The sequence below is a fragment of the Variovorax sp. SPNA7 genome, from assembly GCF_033807855.1.
In the GTDB taxonomy this organism is placed as follows: domain Bacteria; phylum Pseudomonadota; class Gammaproteobacteria; order Burkholderiales; family Burkholderiaceae_C; genus Variovorax; species Variovorax beijingensis.
In genome coordinates this window covers 289,418-312,768 of the sequence record NZ_CP138513.1, presented here as the reverse complement: position 1 = coordinate 312,768, position 23,351 = coordinate 289,418, and the positions used below count along the sequence as shown (strand labels likewise).

Annotated in this window: 17 protein-coding genes; 12 read left to right on the top strand and 5 right to left on the bottom strand. The window is 68.5% G+C overall.

Translation table 11 applies throughout. The annotated features are described in order from the left end of the window. Positions 1-132: 132 nt before the first annotated feature. Positions 133-999 carry a M48 family metallopeptidase gene (locus tag RZE77_RS01395; protein ID WP_319440365.1) on the bottom strand — a complete coding sequence of 289 codons (867 nt, stop codon included), beginning with the start codon at positions 997-999 and terminating at the stop codon, positions 133-135. A 76-nt stretch (positions 1,000-1,075) separates the two neighbouring features. On the opposite strand from RZE77_RS01395, the gene RZE77_RS01390 reads away from it, so the two are divergent. The 7 genes from RZE77_RS01390 (at position 1,076) to RZE77_RS01360 (ending at position 9,706) form a co-directional block, all read left to right on the top strand. Next, on the top strand, positions 1,076-2,443 hold the full coding sequence (locus tag RZE77_RS01390) for an AmpG family muropeptide MFS transporter (RefSeq protein ID WP_319440364.1): 1,368 nt from the start codon (positions 1,076-1,078) through the stop codon (positions 2,441-2,443). A gap of 129 nt (positions 2,444-2,572) precedes the next feature. Beyond that, the gene (locus RZE77_RS01385) at positions 2,573-3,775 is read left to right on the top strand and encodes a beta-ketoacyl-[acyl-carrier-protein] synthase family protein (RefSeq protein WP_319440363.1); all 1,203 of its coding nucleotides are present in this window, start codon (positions 2,573-2,575) and stop codon (positions 3,773-3,775) included. Between the two features lie 124 nt (positions 3,776-3,899). Next, positions 3,900-4,736 (top strand): beta-ketoacyl synthase chain length factor, encoded by an 837-nt coding sequence (locus RZE77_RS01380; protein WP_319440362.1) that lies wholly within the window; start codon positions 3,900-3,902, stop codon positions 4,734-4,736. 6 nt (positions 4,737-4,742) lie between these two features. Further along, the gene (locus tag RZE77_RS01375; protein ID WP_319440361.1) at positions 4,743-6,449 is read left to right on the top strand and encodes an NAD(P)/FAD-dependent oxidoreductase; all 1,707 of its coding nucleotides are present in this window, start codon (positions 4,743-4,745) and stop codon (positions 6,447-6,449) included. Further along, positions 6,446-7,168 (top strand): response regulator transcription factor, encoded by a 723-nt coding sequence (locus RZE77_RS01370; RefSeq protein ID WP_012745423.1) that lies wholly within the window; start codon positions 6,446-6,448, stop codon positions 7,166-7,168. Before RZE77_RS01375 ends, RZE77_RS01370 begins: the two co-directional genes overlap by 4 nt. Before the next feature lie 7 nt (positions 7,169-7,175). Further along, the gene (locus tag RZE77_RS01365; protein WP_319440360.1) at positions 7,176-8,375 is read left to right on the top strand and encodes an ATP-binding protein; all 1,200 of its coding nucleotides are present in this window, start codon (positions 7,176-7,178) and stop codon (positions 8,373-8,375) included. 71 nt (positions 8,376-8,446) lie between these two features. After that, complete coding sequence (locus tag RZE77_RS01360) at positions 8,447-9,706, top strand: O-antigen ligase family protein (protein WP_319440359.1); 1,260 nt, start codon at positions 8,447-8,449, stop codon at positions 9,704-9,706. Positions 9,707-9,754: 48 nt separating this feature from the next. Here RZE77_RS01360 and RZE77_RS01355 read toward each other — a convergent pair whose 3' ends face one another. Together RZE77_RS01355 and RZE77_RS01350 are read right to left on the bottom strand one after the other, a co-directional pair. Beyond that, on the bottom strand, positions 9,755-9,964 hold the full coding sequence (locus RZE77_RS01355; RefSeq protein ID WP_012745419.1) for a zinc-finger domain-containing protein: 210 nt from the start codon (positions 9,962-9,964) through the stop codon (positions 9,755-9,757). Positions 9,965-9,972: 8 nt separating this feature from the next. Further along, complete coding sequence (locus RZE77_RS01350) at positions 9,973-10,926, bottom strand: branched-chain amino acid transaminase (RefSeq protein ID WP_319440358.1); 954 nt, start codon at positions 10,924-10,926, stop codon at positions 9,973-9,975. A 132-nt stretch (positions 10,927-11,058) separates the two neighbouring features. Here RZE77_RS01350 and RZE77_RS01345 point away from each other — a divergent pair, with 132 nt between their 5' ends. Continuing rightward, entirely contained in the window at positions 11,059-12,063 is a 1,005-nt protein-coding gene (locus RZE77_RS01345; protein ID WP_319440357.1) for a recombination-associated protein RdgC, read from the top strand. A gap of 24 nt (positions 12,064-12,087) precedes the next feature. Here the strand turns inward: RZE77_RS01345 and RZE77_RS01340 are convergent, their stop codons facing one another. Together RZE77_RS01340 and radA are read right to left on the bottom strand one after the other, a co-directional pair. Then, positions 12,088-12,531: a glycerate kinase gene (locus tag RZE77_RS01340; RefSeq protein ID WP_319440356.1), complete on the bottom strand. Its 444-nt coding sequence runs from the start codon at positions 12,529-12,531 to the stop codon at positions 12,088-12,090. Positions 12,532-12,769: 238 nt separating this feature from the next. Then, positions 12,770-14,158: a DNA repair protein RadA gene (gene radA, locus RZE77_RS01335; protein ID WP_012745415.1), complete on the bottom strand. Its 1,389-nt coding sequence runs from the start codon at positions 14,156-14,158 to the stop codon at positions 12,770-12,772. Between the two features lie 81 nt (positions 14,159-14,239). On the opposite strand from radA, the gene RZE77_RS01330 reads away from it, so the two are divergent. From RZE77_RS01330 to RZE77_RS01315, 4 genes are read left to right on the top strand one after another with little or no spacing between them, the layout of a single operon-like run. Further along, complete coding sequence (locus RZE77_RS01330; protein WP_319440355.1) at positions 14,240-16,624, top strand: type VI secretion system Vgr family protein; 2,385 nt, start codon at positions 14,240-14,242, stop codon at positions 16,622-16,624. Between the two features lie 7 nt (positions 16,625-16,631). Further along, positions 16,632-18,215 (top strand): hypothetical protein, encoded by a 1,584-nt coding sequence (locus RZE77_RS01325; protein WP_319440354.1) that lies wholly within the window; start codon positions 16,632-16,634, stop codon positions 18,213-18,215. Between the two features lie 47 nt (positions 18,216-18,262). Next, a complete protein-coding gene (locus tag RZE77_RS01320) occupies positions 18,263-22,597 on the top strand; it encodes an RHS repeat-associated core domain-containing protein (RefSeq protein ID WP_319440353.1) in 4,335 nt (1,444 codons plus the stop codon). 2 nt (positions 22,598-22,599) lie between these two features. Next, positions 22,600-23,196, top strand: coding sequence for an SUKH-4 family immunity protein (locus RZE77_RS01315; protein ID WP_319440352.1), 597 nt, complete (start codon positions 22,600-22,602; stop codon positions 23,194-23,196). Positions 23,197-23,351: the final 155 nt, after the last annotated feature.

Below are 23,351 nucleotides of genomic sequence, written 5' to 3'. Positions count from 1 at the left end.
TCCAAACTTGTGTACAAGTCGAGATGCAAGCAATGTGCCAGGCGAGAACAGGCCGTCATGGATTTACTCCCTCTCCCTCCGGGAGAGGGAGCAAGATACAGCCCTCTTTCAGAAGAAGAGGTGGCTCACGCCTCAGCTGCGCTTGGCTTCCTTGTAAAGCCCCTCGACCTTCGGCAGGTTGGCCTCGAGCTTCTGGATCCGGTCCGGCCCGCTCGGGTGGGTCGACAGAAAGCTCAGCCCGCCCTGGTTCTTCGACGCCACGGCCATCTTCTTCCAGAGCGACACCGAGGCCTGCGGGTCGTAGCCCGCGCGCGCCGCGAGCTCGAGCCCGACGAGATCGGCCTCGGTCTCGTCGCTGCGGCTGAACTTGAGGGTCAGCAGCTGCGTGCCGGCACGCGCCGCCAGGTCGCCCATCTGGCCCAGGCCCAGCAGCTGCGCGCCGATGGAAAGCGCCGCGCCGGTGCCCGCGCTCTTGGCCATGCGGGCACGTGCGTGCTCGCGCAGCGCGTGGGCCATCTCGTGCCCCATCACCATGGCGACCTCGTCGTCGCTGAGCTTGAGCTGTTCGAGGATGCCGGTGAAGAAGGCGATCTTGCCGCCCGGCATGCAGAAGGCGTTGATCTGCTTGCTGCCGATCAGGTTGACCTCCCATTTCCATTCACGCGCGCGCGAGTTCCACGGCGTGGCAAAGGGAATCAGCCGGTTCGCGATGGTGCGCAGCCGCTGCAGCTGCGCGTTGCCGTCGCCCGCGAGCGCACGCTTGGCGCGCGCCTGTTCGAGCAACTGGCCGTACTGCTGCACGCCTGCGGCCTCGATCCGGTCGGCCGGCACCAGGTTGCGCGCCACCGAGGCATTGCCCACATTCACCTGCGCCAGGGCCGGGCCGGCCAGCGCCGCACCGGCCGCCGCGAGCAGGAAGGCCCGCCGCGGCTGCCAGGCCGAGGCGCGCGACGCCGAGGAAGCCGCGGAAGAAAGGAGAAGCTCGCATCGTGTGCACATGCGCGGATCATAGGAACAATTGCCGACAAAAAGACGGCTCGGCAGGCGGCGCGCGCTCATGGACAATCCGAAGTTCATGTCTGCCCAGCCCGCCGAAACCTCCACCGCCCCCTCCCTGCCCTGGCGCGATGCGCTGAAGGTCTACCTCGAGCCCGCCACGCTGCGCATGCTGGCGCTGGGCTTTTCCGCCGGCCTGCCGCTGCTGCTGGTGCTGGGCACGCTGAGCTTTCGCCTGCGCGAGGCGGGCATCGACCGCACCACCATCGGCTACCTGAGCTGGGTGGGCCTGGCCTATGGCTTCAAGTGGGTCTGGGCGCCGCTGGTCGACCGGCTGCCGCTGCCGCCGCTGACCACGCTGCTCGGGCGCCGGCGCGGCTGGCTGCTGCTGGCGCAGGGGGTGGTGATCGCGGGGCTGGTCGGCATGGCGCTCAACGATCCGCGCCAGGGCCTCGCGCCGCTGATCTGGTGCGCGCTGCTGGTGGCCTTCGGCTCGGCCACGCAGGACATCGCGCTGGACGCCTTCCGCATCGAATCGGCCGAAACGCGCAAGCAGGCCGCGCTCGCCGCCGCCTATCAAACGGGCTATCGGCTCGCGATGATTTGGGCCGGCGCCGGCGTGCTCTGGGTGGCGGCCTGGGCCGAGGTGGCGCCGGCGGCCGGTGCCACGGGCGCGGCGGCCTACCAGAACGGCGCCTGGAAGACGGCCTACCTGGTGATGGCGGCCTCGATGGCGGTGGGCGTGCTCACCGTGCTGCTGTCGCCCGAGCCGGTGCGCCGCGTGCTGCCCAAGGCAAGGAACGCGGCCGAGTGGCTGCAAAGCGTGCTGATCGAGCCCTTTGCCGACTTCATCCGCCGCTACAAGTGGCAGGCCGCGCTGATCCTCTCGCTGATTGCCATCTACCGCATCAGCGACGTGGTGATGGGCATCATGGCCAACCCCTTCTACGTGGACATGGGCTTCACCAAGGACGAGGTGGCCACGGTCAGCAAGATCTACGGCGTGGTCATGACGCTGGCCGGCGCCTTCGTGGGCGGCGTGCTGTCGATGCGCCTGGGCGTGATGCGGGTGCTGATGCTGGGCGCGGTGCTCAGCGCCGCGAGCAACCTGCTCTTTGCCTGGCTGGCCTCGCGCGGGCACGACCTGACGGCGCTGATCGCGGTGGTGTCGGCCGACAACCTGGCCGGCGGCATTGCCTCGGCGGCCTTCATCGCCTACCTGTCGAGCCTCACGAACATCAGCTATTCGGCCACGCAGTACGCCCTGTTCAGCTCGCTGATGCTGCTGCTGCCGAAGTTCATTGCCGGCTATTCGGGTGCTTTTGTCGACAGCCACGGCTATGCCCAGTTCTTCACCGCCACCGCCTTCCTGGGCGTGCCGGTGCTGCTGCTGGTGGCGCTGGCCGCCCGCATCACCACCACCAAGGCCCCGGCCGGGCGTCAATAGGGCGCGGTCCGCATGGGAAAACAGCTGACGCCCGGGGGCCCGCGCAACTGGTAGGCTGTCACTTTCCGCTTACCTCCGCTTCGCTCCCAGAGCGATCATCCACCTTCCGTCCGCCAACCCACAAGCAACGTGCCGCCCCGCATTTCTCCCCTTCAGATCAGCGCCTTCACGGCCACTTCGGCCGTCGGCGTCGGCAAGGAGCCGCTCGCCGAGGCGCTCGAGCATTCGCGCAGCGGCCTGCGCGCCAACGATTTCGGCGATGCGCCGCTGCCCACCTGGATCGGCCGGGTCGACGGGCTCGAGGACATCCGCCTGCCCGAGGCGCTGGCCTCGTGGGACTGCCGCAACAACCGGCTGGCCTGGCTGGGCCTGCATGCGGACGGCTTTCCCGAGGCCGTGGCGGCCGCGCGGGCCAAATACGGCCCGTCGCGCATCGCGCTGATCCTCGGCACCTCGACCTCCAGCATCGGCGAGACCGAGCTGGCCTACACCCAGCTCGACGCCGACGGCCTCTTTCCCATGGACCAGCGCCGTGCGGCCGTGCACACGCCGCACTCGCTGGCCATGTTCGTGCAGCAGGTGCTCGGGCTCACCGGGCCGAGCGAGACGATTTCCACCGCCTGCTCGTCGAGCGCCAAGGTGTTCGCCTCGGCCGAGCGGCTGATCCGCCTGGGCCTGGCCGACGCTGCCGTGGTCGGCGGGGTCGACACGCTGTGCGGCAGCGTGCTGTTCGGCTTCAACTCGCTCGAACTGGTGTCGAGCGAACCGTGCCGGCCGTTCGATGCGAGCCGCAAGGGCATCAGCCTCGGCGAGGCGGCCGGCTTCGCGCTGGTGGAGCGCGTGCAGGACGACGACGCCGCGCCGCTGCGGCTCCTGGGCTACGGCGAAGCCAGCGACGCGCACCACATGTCGACGCCGCACCCCGAGGGCCTGGGCGCCGAACGCGCGCTCGACGAGGCGCTGGCGCGCGCGGGCCTCGCGCCCGAGGCGATCGACTACATCAACATGCACGGCACCGCGAGCCAGAAGAACGACGAGGTCGAAGGCGCGCTGGTGGCGCGGCGCTTTCCGGCGCGCACCCATGCCAGCTCGACCAAGGGCTTCATGGGCCACACGCTGGGCGCGGCGGGCATCGTCGAATCGGTGATCAGCCTGCTCGCGATCGAGCGCGGCCTGATGCCGGGCACGGTCAACACGAACCAGCTCGACGCCGGCTTCGGCCCGCAGATCCGGCTCGCGCCCGCGCATGGCGAGGTGCGCTACGCACTGACCAATTCCTTCGGCTTCGGCGGCAACAACTGCTCCCTGGTGTTCGGCAAGGCAAAGGTATGAGGCTCGCCCCCAGGCTCCGCGCACTTCGTGTCGCTTCTCCCTCCCCCTACCGGGGGCAACACCAGTGGCCCGGCAAAGCCGGTTCCACGGTGTTCCGCGAAGGGGCCATCCAATGACAACCAGCATGAGCGTCCCCACGCCCCCGACTCTCTATATCGAAGGCCCGGCCTTCTGGACGCCCACCCTGCCGGGCTGGGACGCCGCGCGCGCTGCCTTCCGCGGCGAAGGCGGGCTGGCCGATCCGCCGGCCAAGCGGCCGTCGCCGCAGGTGCTGGCGCCGGCCGAGCGCCGCCGCGCACCCGACACGGTGGCGCTGGCGCTCGAAGTGGCCGCCGCGTCGATGGCGGCCTCGGGCCGCAACGCGGCCGACGTGCCCTGCGTGTTCGTCTCGGCGCATGGCGACCTGTCGATCAACGACTACATGTGCAGCACGCTGGCCACCGATCCCACGGTGCTGTCGCCCACGCGCTTCCACAACTCGGTGCACAACGCGGCCGTGGGCTACTGGACCATAGGAACCGGCTGCATGGCGGCCAGCAACTCGGTCTCGGCCTACGAGAACAGCTTTGCGGCCGGCCTGCTCGAAGCGGCCGTGCAATGCGCGGCCGACCAGTCGCCGGTGCTGCTGGTGGGCTACGACACGCCCACGGTGGGCCCGCTGACCTCGGTAACCGACAGCCAGGGCCTGCTGGCCGTGGCGCTGGTGATCGCGCCGGAGCGCACGGCGCGCGCCGTGGCCGCGCTCGACTGGTCGGTGGACGACGGCGGTGGCGACGGCTCCGCGCCAGCGCCGCTTTCCGACGCCGCCAAGACCCTGGCGCACATCAACCCGATGGCCCATGCGCTCGGCCTGTTCGAAGCGCTGGCGCGGCTGGACGCAGACGGCCCGCCGCCGCCCATCGGCCTGCCGCTTTCCTCCACCCTTTTGCTGCGGCTGCAACTGCGGCCGATCCGGGACTGAGGCTCCATGACCGGCACTGCGCAACGATGTGACGCAGTGATCATGGGCGGCGGGCTCGCGGGGCTGACCCTGGCGCTGCAGCTGAAGCAGCGCTTCCAGGACATCGACGTGCTGGTGCTGGAGCGCCGCACGCACCCGGTGCCGCATGCGGCGCACAAGGTGGGCGAGTCGTCGGTCGAGATCGGCGCGCACTACTTCGACACGGTGCTCGGCCTCAAGCCCCACATGGACGGCGCGCAATTGCGCAAGTTCGGCTTCCGCTTCTTCTTCAGCGAGGGCCGGCGCGACATCGACCAGGTCACCGAGATCGGCGCCAGCCGCTACCTGGCGGTGCCCAGCTACCAGATCGACCGCGGCATCTTCGAGAACTACCTGGCCGAGGAAGCCGTGCGGCGCGGCGTGCGCTTCGACGATGCCGCGCTGGTGCGCCGCGTCGAGCTGGCCCAGGGCGCCGAGGCGCCGCACCGCCTCGAATGGACACGCGGCAGCGAAACCCACAGCGCCGAGGCGCGCTGGCTGGTCGATGCCTGCGGCCGCGCCGGCCTGCTCAAGCGCAAGCTCGGCCTGGCCGAGGCCAACGCGCACGACGTCAACGCCGTGTGGTTCCGCATCGGCGAGCGCATTGCCATCGACGAGTGGAGCGACGACGCCGCCTGGCGCGGTCGCTGCGATCCGCAGGCGCGCTGGCTCTCGACCAACCACCTGGTGGGCGCGGGCTACTGGGCCTGGCTGATTCCGCTGGCCTCGGGCTCGCATTCGGTGGGCATCGTGGCCGATCCGAAGCTGCACCCGCTCGACACCATCGACACCTTCGACAAGGCCATGCGGTGGTTCGCCACCTACCAGCCGCGGCTGTACGACGCGCTCGACGGCAAGCGGCACCTGCTGCAGGACTTCGCGTTCCTCAAGCACTTCTCGCACGGCTGCCGGCAGGTGTTCTCGGGCCAGAGGTGGGCCCTGACGGGCGAGGCCGGGCTGTTCCTCGACCCCTTCTACTCGCCGGGCAGCGACTTCATCGCGATCAGCAACACCTACATCGCCGACCTGGTGGCACACGACCGCGCGGGCCACCCGGTGGAAGCGCGTGCGCAGCTCTACGACCAGATCTACCACTCGTTCTACGAAAGCACGCTGGCGCTCTACCAGGACCAGTACCCGCTGTTCGGCGACCCCGAGGTGCTGCCGGTGAAGGTGATCTGGGACTACGCCTACTACTGGGGCGTGCTGTCGCAGATCTTCTTCCAGCAGCGGCTCACCGACCTGGTGCTGCTGGGCAGCCTGAAGGACGAGCTGCAGCATTGCCAGCGCCTGAACCTCGCGGTGCAGCAGCTGCTGCGCCGCTGGTCCGCGGCCAGCGCCAGGCGCAACGCGCCCGTGATGCTCGACCAGGCCGCCATGCCCTGGTTCGCCGAGCTCAACCGCAGTCTGAAGGACCCGCGGCTGGGCGACGCCGCGTTCAAGGCGCGCATCCGGGCCTCGGCCGCGCAGCTGCGCCAACTGGCCGGCGAGATCCTCGCGCGCGCGCGGGCGGACAATGCGGACCTGGGCGATTGCGCCCTGCCCTCGATACTCGAGGAAAACATCGCCGGCCTGCCCGCCAGCGTGCAAGCCGGCGCTATGCTTTTCGCAGCACTTCCGGATGACAGCCGGAAGCCGCGTTTACCCAACTTTACGGAGCGTTCAAGCCCCGTTGCCCCCCGTGCACGACCATGAAGCGCATGAGTACCCCCCAGCTCCTGATGATCGAAGACGACGCCCGCCTGGCACAGATGGTGGGCGAATACCTGACGCAGTCGGGATTCCTCTTCACCCATGCCGGCGATGGCGCGAGCGGCCTCGAGCAGCTGCAGCAGCACGCGCCCGACCTCGTGATCCTCGACCTGATGCTGCCCGACACCGACGGCCTGGAGATCTGCCGCCGCATCCGCTCGCTGCCGCCGCCGGCTTCCAAGGTGTCGGTGCTGATGCTCACCGCCAAGGGCGATCCGATGGACCGCATCATCGGCCTGGAGATCGGCGCCGACGACTACCTGCCCAAGCCCTTCGAGCCGCGCGAGCTGCTCGCGCGCATCCGCGCGGTGCTGCGCCGGCGCAGCGAGAACAATGCCGACACCGAAGCCAGCACGGTGATGCGCTTCGGCACGCTCGAGATCGACCGCAACGCGCGCACCGTGTCGGTGGGCGGCGCGCTGGCCGACCTGACCTCCTACCAGTTCGACCTGCTGGTGGCCATGGCCGAGCGCGCCGGGCGCGTGCTCACGCGCGACCAGATCATGGAGGCCGTGCGCGGCCGCGAGCTCGAGGCCTTCGACCGCTCGATCGACGTGCACATGGGCCGCATCCGCGCCGCCATCGAGGTCGATGCCAAGAACCCCAAGCGCATCCTCACGGTGCGCGGCGTGGGCTACGTGTTCGCCAAGCAGCAGGACTGACCGGCCGATGCTGCGCAGCCTCTACTCCCGCCACCTCTACGTGCGCATCTGGCTCGCGGTGGTGGGCGGCGTGGTCATCCTCACGCTGATGGCCAACTGGATCGTGCGCGAGGCGGCCGAGGCCGAGCGCGAGCGGCTGGCGCCGGTGCCGCGCAACGTGGTGGTGCTCGATGCGCAGGACAAGCCCATCGGCACCGGCAAGGCGCTGCGCGTGCCGGGCCAGGGGCTGGAGTTCGACGTGACGCTCGGCGACGGCAGGGCCATCACGCTGCGCGTGGCGCCGCGCGACCGGCCCTCGGGCACCGGCGGATTCGCGCCCTGGCGCACGCCGTTCGGGCTGGGCTGGATGATCGCGCTCGTGGGCATTGCAGTGGCACTGGGCGTGTATCCGATCGTGCGGCGGCTCACCCAGCGGCTGGAGGCGCTGCAGCGCGGCGTTCAGCGCTGGGGCGAGGGCGACCTCTCGGTGCGCGTGATCGAAGAAGGGCAGGACGAAGTGGCTGATCTCTCCAAACGTTTCAACGCGTCGGCCGAACGCATCGAACAGCTGGTGCGTTCGCACAAGTCGCTGCTGGCCAATGCATCGCACGAGCTGCGCTCGCCGCTCACCCGCATCCGCATGGGCCTGGAGCTGATGGGCGAGCGCCCGAGCCCCAAGGCGCGCGAGGAAATCTCGCGCAACATCGGCGAGCTCGACCAGCTCATCGACGAGATCCTGCTGGCCAGCCGGCTCGATGCGAGCGAGGCCGACATGGGCACCATCGAGGCGGTCGACCTCACGGGGCTCGCGGCCGAGGAGTGCGCGCAGGTGAATGCCGAGCTCGACCTGGTCGAAGGCACCGACAACGCCAGGCTCACCGTGCCCGGCGTCTCGCGCCTGCTGCGCCGCGCGATCCGCAACCTGCTGGAGAACGCGCGCCGCTACGGCGCCGGCGAAATCAGCGTGGAACTCGGCAGCGCCAACGGCTTTGCCACGGTGCGCGTCACCGACCGCGGCCCGGGCGTGCCGCCGGCCCTGCGCGAACGCATCTTCGAGCCCTTCTACCGGCTGCCCGGCGCCAGCGAGCGCAACGGCGGTGTCGGCCTGGGGCTCGCGCTGGTGAAGTCGATCGCCGAGCGGCATGGCGGCAGCGTGCGCTGCGAAGACGGCCCGGAGGGCGGTGCGAGCTTCGTGATCCGCCTGCCGGCGGGCGCACCCGCGCACTGAGCCCACGCCCCGGGGGTGCGTCGGGGCAAGTCAGCCTGGGGCCTGCCGGCCCCACCTAAAATCCCGCCCCTATGCAGAGATCGCACATCGTCAGGCCCGCGGCCATGTTCTGGGGGCTGGTGGTGTTCATGCCCGTCGGCGTCACCTACCTTTCGGCCCTGCTGCTGCTCGCCACCATGCTGCTGGCCGGCGGGTTGCGCGAGCGCTTCGCGCGGCTGCGCGCCAACCCGCTGTGGTGGCCGCTGGTGGCGTACCTGGCCTGGACCTTCATCGTGCTGGCCATCGGGCCGCACTACCCCCAGACCGGCTCGAACCTGTTCCACGGCCTGCGCATCGGCCTCACCATCCTCATGGCGATGGCGCTCACGCGCGAGGAAGCGGTCTGGGCGCTGCGCGGCTTCCTGCTGATCGCGGCGCTGAACATCCTGCTGATCGTGGCCTATTACGCCATCGGCTTTCCGATCTGGTCGCCGCTGCGCGCGGTGGTCATGGAAGTGGGCAACAAGTCGATCAGCAATGCGCTGCTGTTCAGCGTGGTGGCGTCCACGGCCGCTGTGTGGGGCATCGCGCAGATCGCCGCGCACCGGCCGCTGCGCGCCGTTCCGGCCTTTGCGCTGGTGCTGGGCCTGGGGCTGGTGGTGGCGCTGCCGCTGACCTCGCGCACCTCGGTGCTCGCGCTGATGCTGGTGATCCCGGTGATCTGCATCCACCAATGGCGCAGCCACCTGAAGATGCTGGTGAGCGCGCTGGTGCTGGGAGCCGTGGTGCTGGCGGCCGCGCTCTACCAGGTGCCGCAGCTGCAGCACAAGGTCGAGACCGGCGTGGAGGAAATCGAGAAGGCGCAGGCCGGCGAAATCTTCAAGGGCAGCTGGGTCATCCGCTACTACATGTACCGCGACACCGGCCTCATGATCGCCGACCGGCCGCTCGCCGGCTGGGGCATCGGCGGCTGGACCGACCAGTGGCACAAGCGCGGCCCGGCGCTCTTCGCCGACTCGAACATGCCGCACAACGACTTCCTGTGGGTCGGCGCGCAAGGCGGGCTGCCGGCCTTGCTGAGCCTGCTGGTGATCATGGCGGGCGCCGTCTGGCAGGCGTGGAAGCGGCCCGACATCGCGGGCCGCTACGCGTTGGCGGCCACGCTGATCGCGCTGATCGCGTCGAGCGTGAACTCGGCCGTGCGCGACGCGCAGATCGGGCTGGCGCTGCTGTGGATCGCGATGGTCTACCTGCGGCTCGCGCAGGAACCGCGGGATACGCAGCCCTGGCGCGACCTGTGGCCGACGCGCCGCATCGCAGCGGCGCTCGAGGTCCCGCCGCAATCCCGATAGCTGTCTGCGACTGCCGCTGCTGCGCTTGGCTTCAGCGGTTGCGAACGGTCAATGCCGGGACGACACCGTCTCGCCCGCCTTCAGGCGGTAGACGGTGCCGCAGTACGGGCACTTGGCTTCGCCGGTGCGCGCCACGTCCAGGTAGACCTTGGGATGGGTGTCCCAGAGCTTCATGTCGGCCTTGGGGCTGGGGCAGAACACGCCGCCCTGATGGTTGAGTTCCCTGGCCAGGAGTTCGACGACTGCGTTGGTAGGCATGGGTTTTCTCAGACTTTCGTGAGCCAGTGGGCGTATTTGGGGTTCTTGCCGTTCACGATGTCGAAGAAGGCAGACTGGATCTTTTCAGTGATGGGGCCGCGCGAGCCTCCGTCGCCGCGGTTGCCGATCTCGATGCGGTCGAGCTCGCGGATGGGCGTGACTTCAGCAGCCGTGCCGGTGAAGAAGGCCTCGTCGGCAATGTAGACCTCGTCGCGCGTGATGCGCTTTTGCACCAGCTCCAGCCCCAGGTCCTTGCACACATGCAGGATGGTGTTGCGCGTGATGCCGTTGAGCGCGCCGGCCGAGAGGTCGGGCGTGTAGACCACGCCGCCCTTGACCACGAAGATGTTCTCGCCCGCGCCTTCGGAGACGAAACCGCTCGCGTCGAGCAGCAGCGCCTCGTCGTAGCCGTCGTCCAGCGCTTCCATGTTGGCGAGGATCGAGTTGGTGTAGTTGCTCACCGTCTTGGCCTGCGTCATCGTGATGTTGACGTGGTGGCGGGTGAAGCTGGAGGTCTTCACGCGGATGCCGCGCTTCATGCCCTCTTCGCCCAGGTAGGCGCCCCAGGACCAGGCCGCGACCATGGCGTGGATCCGGTTGCCCTTGGGGCTCACGCCGAGCTTTTCGGAGCCGATCCAGATCAGCGGGCGCAGGTAGCAGCTTTCGAGCTTGTTCTCGCGCACGACCTGCTTCTGGGCTTCGTTGAGCTGTTCCTGCGTGAAGGGAATCTTCATGCGCAGGATCTTGGCGCTGTTGAACAGGCGCTCGGTGTGCTCGGCCAGGCGGAAGATGGCAGTGCTGCCGTCGGCCGTCTTGTAGGCGCGCACGCCCTCGAAGGCGCCGCAGCCGTAGTGCAGCGTGTGGCTCAGCACGTGGATCTTGGCGTCGCGCCAGTCCACGAGTTCGCCGTCCATCCAGATCTTGCCGTCACGGTCGTCCAGCGAGGGGGGGATCGAGCTCATTTCCTGATTCCTTTGGGAGCTGTGTGGGGAGCGACCGGGGGAAGTCGCAAAAGCTTTCGATTTTACGGTGGCCGCCGGAACGCCGTGCCCGACAATGGCCGGTTGTCCAAACCAGTGGAAAAAAGGGTTTCCGTGTCCGTATTCAAGAACGTCATCGTCTATCGCATCGAACCTGCCTGGTCCCAAACACTGGCCGAGGCCGAAGAAGCGCTCGCCAAGGCGCGCTTCGAGCCCTGCGGCCCCTCGCAGGAAAAATCCGCCGGCTGGGTCGAACCCCGCGGCGAAGCCAACGGCCCGCTGGTCGAATCCATCGACGGCCAGTGGCTGGTCGAATACATGATCGAGAGCAAGGCTGTGCCCGGCTCCGTGGTGCGCCGCAAGCTCGACGAGCGCTGCGCGCAGATCGAGGCCACCACCGGCCGCAAGCCCGGCAAGAAGGAAAAGAAAGAGCTCAAGGAGGACATCACCCTCGAGCTGCTGCCGATGGCCTTCACGCGCAGCGCCCGCGTGGCCGTGTGGATCGACAAGGCCGAGCGCCGCCTGGTGATCAACAGCGGCAACGCCGCGCGCGCCGACGAAGTGGTCACCAGCCTCGTGAAGTCGCTCGACGGCTTTGCGGTGGCCCTCATCAACACGCAGGTGGAGCCGGCCGCCGCCATGGCCAACTGGCTCCTGACGCAGGAGCCGCCCGCCGGCTTCACCATCGACCGCGAGTGCGAGCTCAAGGCTTCGGACGACTCCAAGGCCGTGGTGCGCTACGCCAAGCACCCGCTCGACATCGAGGAAGTGCAAAAGCACATCACCGACGGCAAGCGCCCCACGCGCCTGGCGCTCACCTGGGACGACCGCGTGTCCTTCGAGCTGACGCACGGCATGCTGATCCGCAAGATCGTGTTCCTCGAAGGCACGGGCGACGGCGCGGCCGGCGGCAAGAAGGAAGACAACTTCGATGCCGACGTGGCCATTGCCACCGGCGAACTCGGCCAGCTGGTGCCGGCGCTGCTCGACGCACTGGGCGGCGAGGCGGCCTTCAGCGGCGCGCCAACGGACGCAGCAGCGCCGAAGGCTGCCGCGGAAGTGCCTACCACCACCACGCCGGCCGATGCCGAAGCCGAGGAAGAAGACGCGCCCTTCTGACGGCCGGCGCTTCTTCGCTTCTTCCTAGCCCGCCTTGTCTTCTTCGGAAGACGGCGCGTCGTCGGGCGCGGCTTCGGGCCGCGTCAGCGTCCAACTCTGCAGCTTGCCGCCGTTGAACACGGCGTCGACATGCGAGCCGCCGGTGTCGGTCCAGCGGTAGAGCTCGGGCTGCTCGTCCTTGGGCGAGCGCAGTTCGCCCAGGGCGCGCGTCATCGCAATCACGTGCATCAGCGTCACGCCGGGCTTGAGCTTGGCGTTGAGCATCACCGCGCTCGCCACGTAGCCGATCGGGCGGTCGGCTGCGCGCTTGAGCACCTGCATCGCGCGGTGGAAGTGCAGCAGCAGGAACATCACGATGGCCCCGCCCGCCAGGGCCACACCGCCCCAGCCACCGCTGCGCCAGGCCAGCCCGAGCAGGACGATGGCGCCCACGGGCACCAGTATTTTCTGGAAATTCATGGCGCGCATTGTCGCCGCGTGCGGTAGCGGCCGTTGCTACTGCCAGGTGCACAAGGCGGTACTCGCCTCGAAAAGCGCCCCGAGTCCTGGTTCCAGCAGGCACATTTCACCGAACGGGGCCGACGCAACTGGCTTCAGGGGAGAGGCAACCGAGGTTGCCAGCACAACATGGCACACATCGTGGGAACAGGGAGGATCGCCCGGCGCGTCCCTGGCGCGCCGGGCATTTTTTCCCTGGCAACCGGTCTTAATCCAGGCGGCGGACCACGTCCATCGCCTCCTCGATACGTTCTACGGCATGGATCGTCAGACCTTCGATCTCCTTCGTGCCCTTGCGCGGCGCATTCGCCTTGGGCACCACGGCCACGCTGAAGCCCAGCTTGGCCGCTTCGCGCAGGCGCTCCTGGCCGCGCGGCGCGGGGCGCACTTCGCCCGCAAGGCCGACCTCGCCGAATGCGATGAATCCCCTGGGCAGCGGCTTGCCGCGCAGGCTCGAGGTGATGGCGAGCATCACGGCCAGGTCGGCCGCGGGCTCGCTGATGCGCACCCCGCCCACCGCGTTCACGAACACGTCCTGGTCCATGCAGGCCACGCCCGCATGGCGGTGCAGCACGGCCAGCAGCATGGCGAGCCGGTCGCGGTCCAGGCCCACCGAGAGGCGGCGCGGGCTCGGCCCGCCGTTGTCGACCAGCGCCTGGATCTCTACCAGCATCGGCCGCGTGCCTTCGAGCGTGACCAGCACCACGCTGCCGGGCACCGGCTCGGCATGCTGGCTCAGGAAGATCGCGCTCGGGTTGGCGACGCCCTTCAGGCCGCGCTCGGTCATGGCGAACACGCCGATCTCGTTCACGGCGCCGAAGCGGTTCTTGATGGCGCGCACGAGGCGGAAGCTCGAATGCGTGTCGCCCTCGAAGTACAGCACCGTGTCGACCATGTGCTCGAGCACCCGCGGGCCGGCAAGCGCGCCCTCCTTGGTGACGTGGCCCACCAGCACCACGGCCGTGCCGCTGGTCTTGGCAAAGCGCGTGAGGTGGGCCGCGCATTCGCGCACCTGGGCCACCGAGCCCGGCGCGGAGGTGAGCTGGTCGGAGTACACGGTCTGGATCGAGTCGATCACCGCGATGGCCGGGCGCGTGGCGTCGAGCGTGGCGATGATCTTCTCGAGCTGGATCTCGGCCAGCACCTGCACCTGGGAGTGATCCAGGCCCAGGCGCCTGGAGCGCAGCGCCACCTGCGCGCCGCTTTCCTCGCCGGTGACGTAGAGCGCGTTCTGCCCCGCGCGCTGCAGCGCATCGACCGCCTGCAGCAGCAAGGTCGACTTGCCGATGCCCGGGTCGCCGCCGATCAGCGTGACGCCGCCCGAGACGATGCCGCCGCCCAGCACACGGTCGAGCTCGTCGAGCCCGGTGGGCGTGCGCGCGACGTCGGTCGCTTCTATTTCGGAGAGGGTTGCGAGCTCCGACACGCCCGCGAGCGCGGCGTACTGCGTGCCGAAGCGGTTGTTGGCCGGGCCGCTGCCGCCCGCCACCTGTTCGATGAGAGTGTTCCAGGCGCCGCAGCTCGGGCATTTGCCGAGCCACTTGGGACTGGTGCCGCCGCATTCGCTGCAGACGAAGAGAGTTTTTTCCTTGGCCATGCCGAAGTGTAGGGAGACGCAAGAAGCTAATTTGTGTTTTGGTCAAGGAAATATGGACCCAATCCAGGGAGTCTCAACGCCATGTCCGACTTCAACCGCGGCCGCAAGCTCGCCGCAACTTCCAGCGCCATGCCCACGTTCGCAGGCATGGATGCACTTGAACCGATGCGGGTGGAGGGGGAAGAAGCCCTCAGCCGCCCCTACAGCTACACCATCACGCTGACCACGCCGGAGTCGCCGGAGATCGATGCGCGCTCGGCGGCGAACGTCCAGCTCAAGCCCCTGATCGGCGAGGAGTTCAGCGTGCACATCCTGCTTGACGGACGCACCGGCGGCGCCGGGCAGGAGCGCCACATTTCCGGCCTGGTGACGCGCGCCCGCTTCCTGCGCCTGGAGAACAGGCGGGCGCTCTACGAAGTGGTCATCGAGCCCTGGCTGAGCCTGGCCCAGCGAACGCGCGATTTCAAGATCTTCCAGAAAAACAGCGTGCTCGACACGGTGGGCGAAGTGCTCGGCGCGTACGGCTTTGCGCTTTCGGTCCGGGCCACGGGCAGCTATCCCGCGCGCGAGTTCGTGGTGCAGTATGGCGAGACGGACTACGACTTTGTCAGCCGCCTGTTGCACGAGTGGGGCCTGTACTACTACTTCGAGCACGGCGAGGCCGGCCACACGATGGTGATCGTCGACGACATGCAGTCGCACCGGCCCTTTCCGGCCGGCGGCTACGAGCAGGTTCCCTTCAGCGCCGTGCAGGCATCGTCCAACGAGGAGCATTGCCACCGCTTCCGGCTGTCCGAAGGCCTGCAAAGCGGCAAGTGGGTCACGGGCGACTTCGACTTCACGCGGCCGAAGGCGGACCTCACGCAGGCCCGCGCGATGCCGCGGCGCACGCAGCACAGCACGCGCGAGGTGTTCGCGTGGCCCGGCAACTACGCCGTGGAATCCGAGGGCGAGCAGCTCGCGCGTGCGCGCATGGAAGAAGCCGGTGCGCCGGGGCAGGTGGCCAGCGGCGCGGGCAACCTGCGGGGCGTGGCGGCCGGCTATCGCTTCACACTGGCCGGCCATCCGCAGGACAGCGCGAACGCCGACTATCTCGTCACGGTGGCACGCCTGTTCCTGCAGGAAGCGGGTGACGCCACCGGGCAGGAAGAGTTCCAGTGCAATGTCGAGTTCGAGGTCATCCCGGCAAGCAACATCTTCCGCCCGACCCCGGACGCGGCCAAGCCGCGCACCGCCGGCCCGCAGACCGCGGTGGTCACCGGCCCCGCGGGCCGCGAGATCTGGACCGACCAGTACGGGCGCGTGAAGCTCAGCTTTCACTGGAACCGCTACTGCACCAGGGACGAAAGCAGTTCGTGCTGGGTGCGGGTGTCCTCGCCGTGGGCCGGCAACAACTTCGGGGGCATGCAGATTCCGCGCATCGGGCAGGAGGTGGTGGTCGACTTCGAATACGGCGACCCGGACCGGCCGATCATCACCGGCCGCGTCTACAACGCGGACAACATGCCGCCGTGGGAGCTGCCGGCCAACGCGACGCAGAGCGGCCTGCTGTCGCGCAGCTCTGAAGGCGGCACCAGCGAGAACGCGAACGCCCTTCGCTTCGAGGACAAGAAGGGCGAAGAGCAGCTCTGGCTGCATGCGGAGAAGGACCAGCTGATCGAGGTCGAGAACGACGAGGTGCACACGGTGGGCCGCGACCGCACCAAGACCGTCGACCACGACGAAACCAATCACATCAAGAACGACCGCACGGAAACGGTGGACCGCAACGAGACGATCACGGTCCACGGCAAGCGCGCCGAGACGGTGGATGGCGACGAGACGGTCACCGTCAAGTCCAACCGCAGCCACTCGATCACCGGCACCGAGGCCCTCACGGTCACGGGCGACCAGACCCACACCGCCAAGGCCAATCGCACCGCCAGCGTCACCGGCAACCAGAGCACCTCGGTCACGGGCACGGATTCGCTCGCGGTGGCGCAGGCCCGCAGCGTCACGGTCCAGGACAGCGACACCTGGAACGTCGCCCTCGGCCAGACCACCACCATCGGACAGGCCTACCAGGTCTCCGCCAGGTCGCACACCGGCACCTACAACGACGCGATGACGCTGACCGTGCCGGCAGGCCCGGCCTCGGCCACTTCGCAGGGCGACTTCTCCCTGACCAGCTCGGCCGCCAACATCTATGGAACGGCCGCCCTCAACGTGGGCCTGTTCGCGCAGGGCGGAGACTTTTCCGCCGTGGCCTCGACCAATGTCGGCGTGAGCGCCGAGGGCGGCACGCTGGACACCTACGCCTCCGGCGCCATGACGCACGCGAGCCCGACCAGCGTGGTGCTCAACGTCGAGGGTACGACCGTGGAGGTGACGCCGGGGCGCATCGTGCTGCGCGCCGGCAGCGCGAACCTGATGCTGGACGACGCCGGCGTCACGGTCAACGGCACCAAGATCTTCCTGAACTGCTGAGGCCGCCATGTCGACACGCAACCCCGTCGAGAAGCGCATGGCCCAGCTGCACGACCTGTGGTGGGAGCGCACCGATGACCCGGCCCTGCGCGCCATCGTGCTGCGCGCGCCGCCCGACTCGCAGCGCATGCTGGAGGCCTTCTTCACGCTCCAGATGGTCGACAGCGAATACAGCACGCCCGATCTCTTCCTGCGGCTGGACACGGCCTTCGAGACCGGCTTTCGCTACAGCCGCGAACTGCGGCAGCAGCTGATCGACACGTACAGGCACAACCGGCCGCAGCTCGTGAAGCAGGGTGTCTCGGCCAACTGGGACGAAGAGGGCCAGCCCGGCTGGGACAGCGCCGCCGGCTTCGTGGAGGCCGGCTGTTCGCTCGCGCGGCACCTGCGCTGCCAGCGCATGTCGGTCGTGCTGCAGCCCGGCAGCGTGAGCGACGTCAACTGCTTCGAGCGCTGGTTCGACGCGGCGATGCAGACGGCCGTGCCGCCGCAGGAGGCCGGCCTGCTGCGGCTGGTGCTGGTGGACGACAGCGACTCGCGCGCCTGGCAGCCGCTGGTGGAGCGGCATGCGGGCGCGATGCGCGTGGTCGATGCGCCGCTGGACATCCTCGAGGCCGCGCGCGAGATCGCCGCCCAGAGCGGCGGCGGGGGCAGCGGCGTGGCCCTCTTCCGCCAACTCTATGCCGACATGCTGTCGCTGCTGCGCCTGGGCGACGCGGCCGGGGTGCAGGCCGCGGGCGAACGCGCCCTGCGGCTGGCCACGCGCAACGGCTGGGCCGACCAGCGCGCCGTGCTCGACATGATGGTGGGCGGCGCCTGGCTGCAGGCGCGCGACTTCGTCGCGTCGATCGCGCGCTACCGCAGGGCCCGCGATTCGGCGGCCGAGGCGGCGCAGGCCGGCAATCCCATGGGTGCCACGTTGTTCATGCAGGGCTGGATGGCCGAAGGCGGCGCCTGGGCCGCGGCGGGCGACATGAAGCAGGCCGCCCATGCGTTCGAAGAGGCCGCCGAAGCGGCCCGCCGCGTGCCCCACTCCATGTTCGCCATCGAAGGCCAGCGCGCCGCGGCCCAGGCCTGGCGCAGCGCCGGCGAGCGCGACCGGGCCTGGACCTCCGCGCTGGCCGGCATCCGCGAGGCGCGCACCATGGCCGACGCCGACCGCCCCTGGAGCACCGTGCCGCAGCTGCTGCACGACATGCTCGTCATGCAGGACCCCAAGCGCTGCGAGCGCATCGCGCACTGCGCCACCCGCTACGAGCGCGGCGCGCGCGCGGCCGTGGTCGAAGCCGACCTGGCCGGCCATCGGCTGGGCGAGCGGCCGCCGCGGCCCGCGATCGACGCCATCGAGGCGCGGCTCGCGCAGCGCTACGAGCAGGTGTTCCAGGCCCTGCTGCGCGAGCGCGAGAAATGGGTCCAGGGCAGCGAGGACGTGTTCCGCACCGTCATTGCGCTGGGCCGGCAGTGGCTCGATCCGGCCTGGAGCGGGCTGCCGCATGTGAGCCATCCGCTGGACCAGGGGGTCGACGAATGGCGCGAGGCGCCCGCGTTCGCCCGCCTGCCCGATCCGCAGCCCTTCGTCGAAGCGGCCTGAACTGGGTCGCGCCGCTTCACCCCACCGCACGCCAGAGAGACAGCACCTTGTTCTTCGCGGCCAAGCACTTCGACCCCCAGCTGGGCATCGATGCCCACACCTACCTGGCGCCGCCCGGCGTATGGCCCTCGCTGCACATCGGCATGGTGTTCGATCCATTCGACTACCTGCCGACCATCAGCGTCTCGCCCGACAACCCGGTGCTGCAGGCGCTCTCCGCGGCCGGCAACGTCATGCAGGACGGGTTGAGCCTGATCGGCGAGAGCACGCGCGCTCCAGAAGTCCCCGCACCGCCCGGCGCCACGGCGGGGGCACCAGAGAGCGTGCCCATTCCGTTGGGTGCCACGGTGGAGGTGGCAGGCGTCAAGCGCGCCAACGCGGGCACCGGCGGCCTGGACTTCCATATCCTCATCGGCGCGCCGATGCCGGTGATCCGTGCACCGGCGGGCCCGCAGTTCGACGACGAACTGTTCATGGGTAGCCGCATCGTTCTCGCCGACGGTGATCCGTTCTCGCGCATCACCATGCCGGTGCTGGCTTGCAACGTGGTCGGCATGATCCCGCCGTTTCGCCCCAAGAAGCTGGCCAAGAAGGTCCATCTGAGCCTGCTGCTGCCGACGACCTTCAACATTGCGCTGCCGGTCAACGTGTTCGTCGGCGGGCCGCCGACGATCTCATGGGCCAGCATGATGAGCCGCGCATTCCTGAAGGCGCTGGGCAAGGGGTTCAAGGCGGCGGCTCGCAAGGTGTTCAAGAACATGCCTTCCGGGTTCCTGAAGTGCAAGGTGCTGCGGGCGGAACCCGTCGACCTGCGCGACGGCAGCGTCTCGGTGGAGCACCAGGACTTCGAGATTCCTGGGCGACTGCCGCTGGCCTGGACTCGCGAGTACTCATCGAGCAGCAGCCACGACGGCGTGTGCGGCCATGGATGGCAGACCCCCGCCGACATCCGCCTGGAGATCGCCGCAGACGGCACGGTGTGCTTCATCGGCCCGGGACAGGTGGCGCTGTTCGAGGGGCTCCCGCAGGTCGACGGCAGCACGCACTATCTGCTGGATGTGATCGACGGTGCGCGGCTGTGGCGCACCGGCGGGACGCTGGTCGTCAGGACGAAAGACGGGTTGCGCCACTGCTTCGAGCCCGCCGCCGCAATGGTCATGCCCGGCAGCGGGCGCGTCGTTCCCATCGAACGGATCGAGGATGCCTGCGGCAACCATTGGCGATTCGTGTGGCGGGGCCGGCAGCTGATGCGCATCGTCGAAAGGGGCCACGGCGCGCAGCCGGGCCGCGTGATCGAGGTGGGCTCACAGGCGGGACGCATCCGCGAGATGGCGCTGCAGGACCCTGACACGCAACGGCCACACGTCCTGGTGAGCTATCGCCATGAGCAGGCCGACCTCGCGGCAGTGCTCGATGCGCTGGGTGCCGCGCGCAGTTTCGAGTATGTCGAGCACCGCATGGTGCGGCACACCGACAGGCTGGGCCTGTCGTTCAGCTACGCGTACGACACGCGGTGGCGCGTCGTCCACGCCTGGGGCGACGATGGCCTGTACGACTACCGCTTTGCCTACGACGACACGCTGCGCCAGACTCGGGTGACCGACTCGCTCGGCCATGTGTCGGTGGTCACGCTGGACGAGAACCGGCTGCCGCTGTGCGAAGTCGATCCGCTTGGCGGCGTGACCGTCTTCGAGTACGACGAGTCGGGCCGCACGGTGGCCGTGATCGGCCCTGAGGGCCTGTGCACCCGCTTTGCGTACGACGCACGCGGCAACCTGCTGCGCATGCAGTTGCCGGATGGCAGCAGCACCGGCACCGAGTACGACGAACAGGACCAGGTGCTGGCCGTGATCGATCCGCTCGGGCATCGGTGGCCGCGGAGCAGCGACGGGCGCGGCCTGCTGCTCAGCCAGACCGACCCCCTGGGTGCAGCAACGCACTTCGCCTATGACAGCCGCGGCCAGCTGACGCGCATCACCGACCCACGCGGCGCCGTCACCGAATTGAGTTACGACGCGCACGGCCAACTGGCCTCGCTGCGCGACCCGCTCGGGCATGCGAGCCGATTCGAGCATGACGCACTGGGACGGCTGACGGCGCAGTGCGATCCACTGGATCGCTGGACCCGCTATCACCACGACGGCAAGGGCCGCGTGGTACGCATCTTCCAGCCCGATGGCTCGCAGATCGCCTGCGCCTACGATGCAGAGGACCAGCTCGTCTGCCATGTCGACGAGGCGGGCGCCGAAACACGGCTGGAGTATGCAGGCCTCGGGAAGGTCAGCAGGCGAACCCAGGCCGACGGCCACAGTGTGAGCTACCGCTACGACACGGAGGAACAGCTCGTCGGCCTGACCAACGAGCGCGGCGAGCACTACGCGCTGCAGCGCGATACGCTGGGCCGCATCGTCGAGGAGGTCGACTACTGGGGCCAGTCCCGGCGCTATGACTACGACGGAGCCGGGCGCCTCGTGTCGACGCTGGACCCGCTGGGCCAGCGCATTGCGTACACCACCGACAAGCTCGGCCGCATTCTCTGCAAGACCCTGCCGGACACCCTTCAGGCTGGCCGGCAGGTGCAGGAGCAGTTCGCCTACGACGCAGCCGGCCGCCTGGTGGAGCTGCGCAATCCCAGCCGGCATGTGCGCCGCCGATACGACGCAGCGAGTCGATTGCTGGAAGAAACGCAGGACGGCTTCCGAGTGATCAGCAGCTACGACGCGGCCGGCAACCGCGTACTGCGCGAGACCAGCGCAGGCAATCGCGTGGCCTGCACTTTCGACCTGCGCAACCAGGTCGCCAGCATCGCGGTGAACGACGAACCGCTCATCCTCGTGACACGCGATGCGCTGGGCCGCGCCACGCGCGAGCAACTCGACGAGCATGCGCAGCGTCACTTTGCCTACGAGGCTGGAGGGCGGCTGACCGCCCAGGCCGTGCTCGTCGACGCGCACCCCGTTTTCGAGACGCGCTACGACCACGATGCGGCAGGCCATCTGATTCGCCGCACCGACAATCGCCAAGGCGTGGACGAGTACCGCTACGACGCGCTCGGCCGGTTGCTGCAGCACACCGACCCCAAGGGCCGCATCGAGCGCTTCCTGAACGACCCCGCCAACGACCGCCTGCGCACAGTGGTCCGCGAAACGCCGGCCCTGCAGGTTGCCGGCGGCGCTCCCAGCCCGGCCAGCGTGTGGATGCGCGAGGGCGACCACAACGGATTGCACTACGTCTTCGACCGCGCGGGCGACCTGGTGAGCCGCCGCCGAGAAAGCCCGGATGCGCCCCAGGATCTGCAGCTGCTGTGGGACGCGAACCACCGCCTGGTGCAGACCCGCGGGAACGGTAGGACCGTCACCTACGGCTATGACGCTCTGGGCCGGCGGGCATTCAAGCGCGATGCCACACACACGACCTGGTTCTTCTGGGACGGCGATGCGCTGCTGGGCGAAACGCGCCAACGGCTGGATCTGCCGAGAACCGCACCGATCGATATCGGCCGGGTGAAAGAGTGGTGGGCGGCTCGCCGGCGCGGCCATCCATCGGAGACCGCGCATGGGCAGGCCAGGGAGTACGTCTATTACCCCGACAGTTTTGTCCCGCTCGCACTGGTGGAAGGCGAAGGCCCGGATGAGCAGCCCGGCGCTTCGCGCAGGCGCCTGCTTCACTACTACACCGATCCCAACGGCAGCCCGATCCGCGTTTTCGACGGCAAGGGCGCAACGCTGTGGTCGGCCACCTATACGGCGTGGGGACACGCCCTGCCTGCGCCTGCCGGCAGCATCGACAACCCGCTTCGCTATCAAGGCCAGTACCACGATCCAGAGACCGGCCTTCACTACAATCGATACCGGTACTTCGATTCGAACATTGGACAGTTTGTCGGCCAGGATCCCCTGCGACTGGCCACAGGCAGCAATCTGTACGCCTATGCGCCCAATGCGATCGCCTGGGCCGATCCGCTCGGACTGCATTCGACAGAAGTCGACTACGGCTCCACCGACTTGAGCCAGATGGCTCAGGCCTACAGAATGGACAACGGCATCTTCGGCGGACGAAACGTCGCGGTATTCGAATACCTGGACCACAACGGCATGCCCAACTACGTCACGCAGGTCAGCCAGGGGAAGCATGCCGAAAGAAGAATCGCGGAATACCTCGACAAGATTGGGATCAAGCCTGAACAGGTGACCCGGGTCTATACCGAGCTTGCGCCTTGCCCGCCCATTCGCGGCATGCAGTACTGCAGAAACATGCTGGACGAACGATTCAAGAAAGCCACCGTCACCCACAGCTTCGAGTACGGTGAGAGCTACGCCTCGCGCAGAAGAGGCGTGAAGAAAATGACGGAAGCGGCGAGGAAGCTGTTTCGAGGATGCTGACGATGACCCATCTTGAATACTCCCCGACCGTCATTGCCTGGATCAACGCCGACAGGGCGCATTTGACCAGCCTCGGCATCGCCCCCGAGACCGCCCGGTATCTCGAAGAGAAGGGACTGCCGGTGTTTGGGGACGACCCGCCATTCGGCATTCGCTTCGAAGAGATCAAGGCCATCTCGCTGAACAATCGCAGCTACCTGCTGCTTGGGCGCGAGATATGGAAGGACGATCTGCTGATCGCGCTCGATCCGAGCGACATGGGGGTCTATGCCGTCTCGCCCGGCGCGAAGCCGAGCTACATGAATGCCTCCGTCGAATCGCTGACCGTGTTTGTCTACACGGTTTACGACCTCATGCGCCGAGCCGCCGCCAGTGAGCCTGATCCTGCGCCCGCCGTCATGAATCTCCAGCAGATGCAGGAGAAGCTGGCCCTTCTCAGGCAGGGCCTGCTGAGGCCGCCCAAGGTCCAGGTCCGGTTCAACCGCGCGGCGGAAGCGAAGAAGGTCAAAGACACCTTGAAGCAGATCGACGCCAAGGCCCTCAAGGGGACAGCGTGGTGGAAGGTCGTCCTCGACGAATTCGAGGATGGGCTGATCTAGGACCGGCGGGCGCGATCTGCGGGGTCGCAAAGCGCCCGCCCCCGCCCCTTCATCAACGGCGCACGGCGCCGCCAGCACCCCGCGATTTCGAATGCGACCCGGGTTTACCCGATCACATGTTGGCAATGCCGCGCCGGATCATTTAATATATTAAA

Excerpts from the sequence above, each read along its gene's own strand:
- RZE77_RS01395 (WP_319440365.1), bottom strand. The coding sequence starts at position 999 with ATGTGCACACGATGCGAGCTTCTCCTTTCTTCCGCGGCTTCCTCGGCG.
- RZE77_RS01390 (WP_319440364.1), top strand. The coding sequence starts at position 1,076 with ATGTCTGCCCAGCCCGCCGAAACCTCCACCGCCCCCTCCCTGCCCTGG.
- RZE77_RS01380 (WP_319440362.1), top strand. The coding sequence starts at position 3,900 with ATGAGCGTCCCCACGCCCCCGACTCTCTATATCGAAGGCCCGGCCTTC.
- RZE77_RS01375 (WP_319440361.1), top strand. The coding sequence starts at position 4,743 with ATGACCGGCACTGCGCAACGATGTGACGCAGTGATCATGGGCGGCGGG.
- RZE77_RS01370 (WP_012745423.1), top strand. The coding sequence starts at position 6,446 with ATGAAGCGCATGAGTACCCCCCAGCTCCTGATGATCGAAGACGACGCC.
- RZE77_RS01365 (WP_319440360.1), top strand. The coding sequence starts at position 7,176 with ATGCTGCGCAGCCTCTACTCCCGCCACCTCTACGTGCGCATCTGGCTC.
- RZE77_RS01360 (WP_319440359.1), top strand. The coding sequence starts at position 8,447 with ATGCAGAGATCGCACATCGTCAGGCCCGCGGCCATGTTCTGGGGGCTG.
- RZE77_RS01355 (WP_012745419.1), bottom strand. The coding sequence starts at position 9,964 with ATGCCTACCAACGCAGTCGTCGAACTCCTGGCCAGGGAACTCAACCAT.
- RZE77_RS01350 (WP_319440358.1), bottom strand. The coding sequence starts at position 10,926 with ATGAGCTCGATCCCCCCCTCGCTGGACGACCGTGACGGCAAGATCTGG.
- RZE77_RS01340 (WP_319440356.1), bottom strand. The coding sequence starts at position 12,531 with ATGCGCGCCATGAATTTCCAGAAAATACTGGTGCCCGTGGGCGCCATC.
- radA (WP_012745415.1), bottom strand. The coding sequence starts at position 14,158 with ATGGCCAAGGAAAAAACTCTCTTCGTCTGCAGCGAATGCGGCGGCACC.
- RZE77_RS01330 (WP_319440355.1), top strand. The coding sequence starts at position 14,240 with ATGTCCGACTTCAACCGCGGCCGCAAGCTCGCCGCAACTTCCAGCGCC.
- RZE77_RS01325 (WP_319440354.1), top strand. The coding sequence starts at position 16,632 with ATGTCGACACGCAACCCCGTCGAGAAGCGCATGGCCCAGCTGCACGAC.
- RZE77_RS01315 (WP_319440352.1), top strand. The coding sequence starts at position 22,600 with ATGACCCATCTTGAATACTCCCCGACCGTCATTGCCTGGATCAACGCC.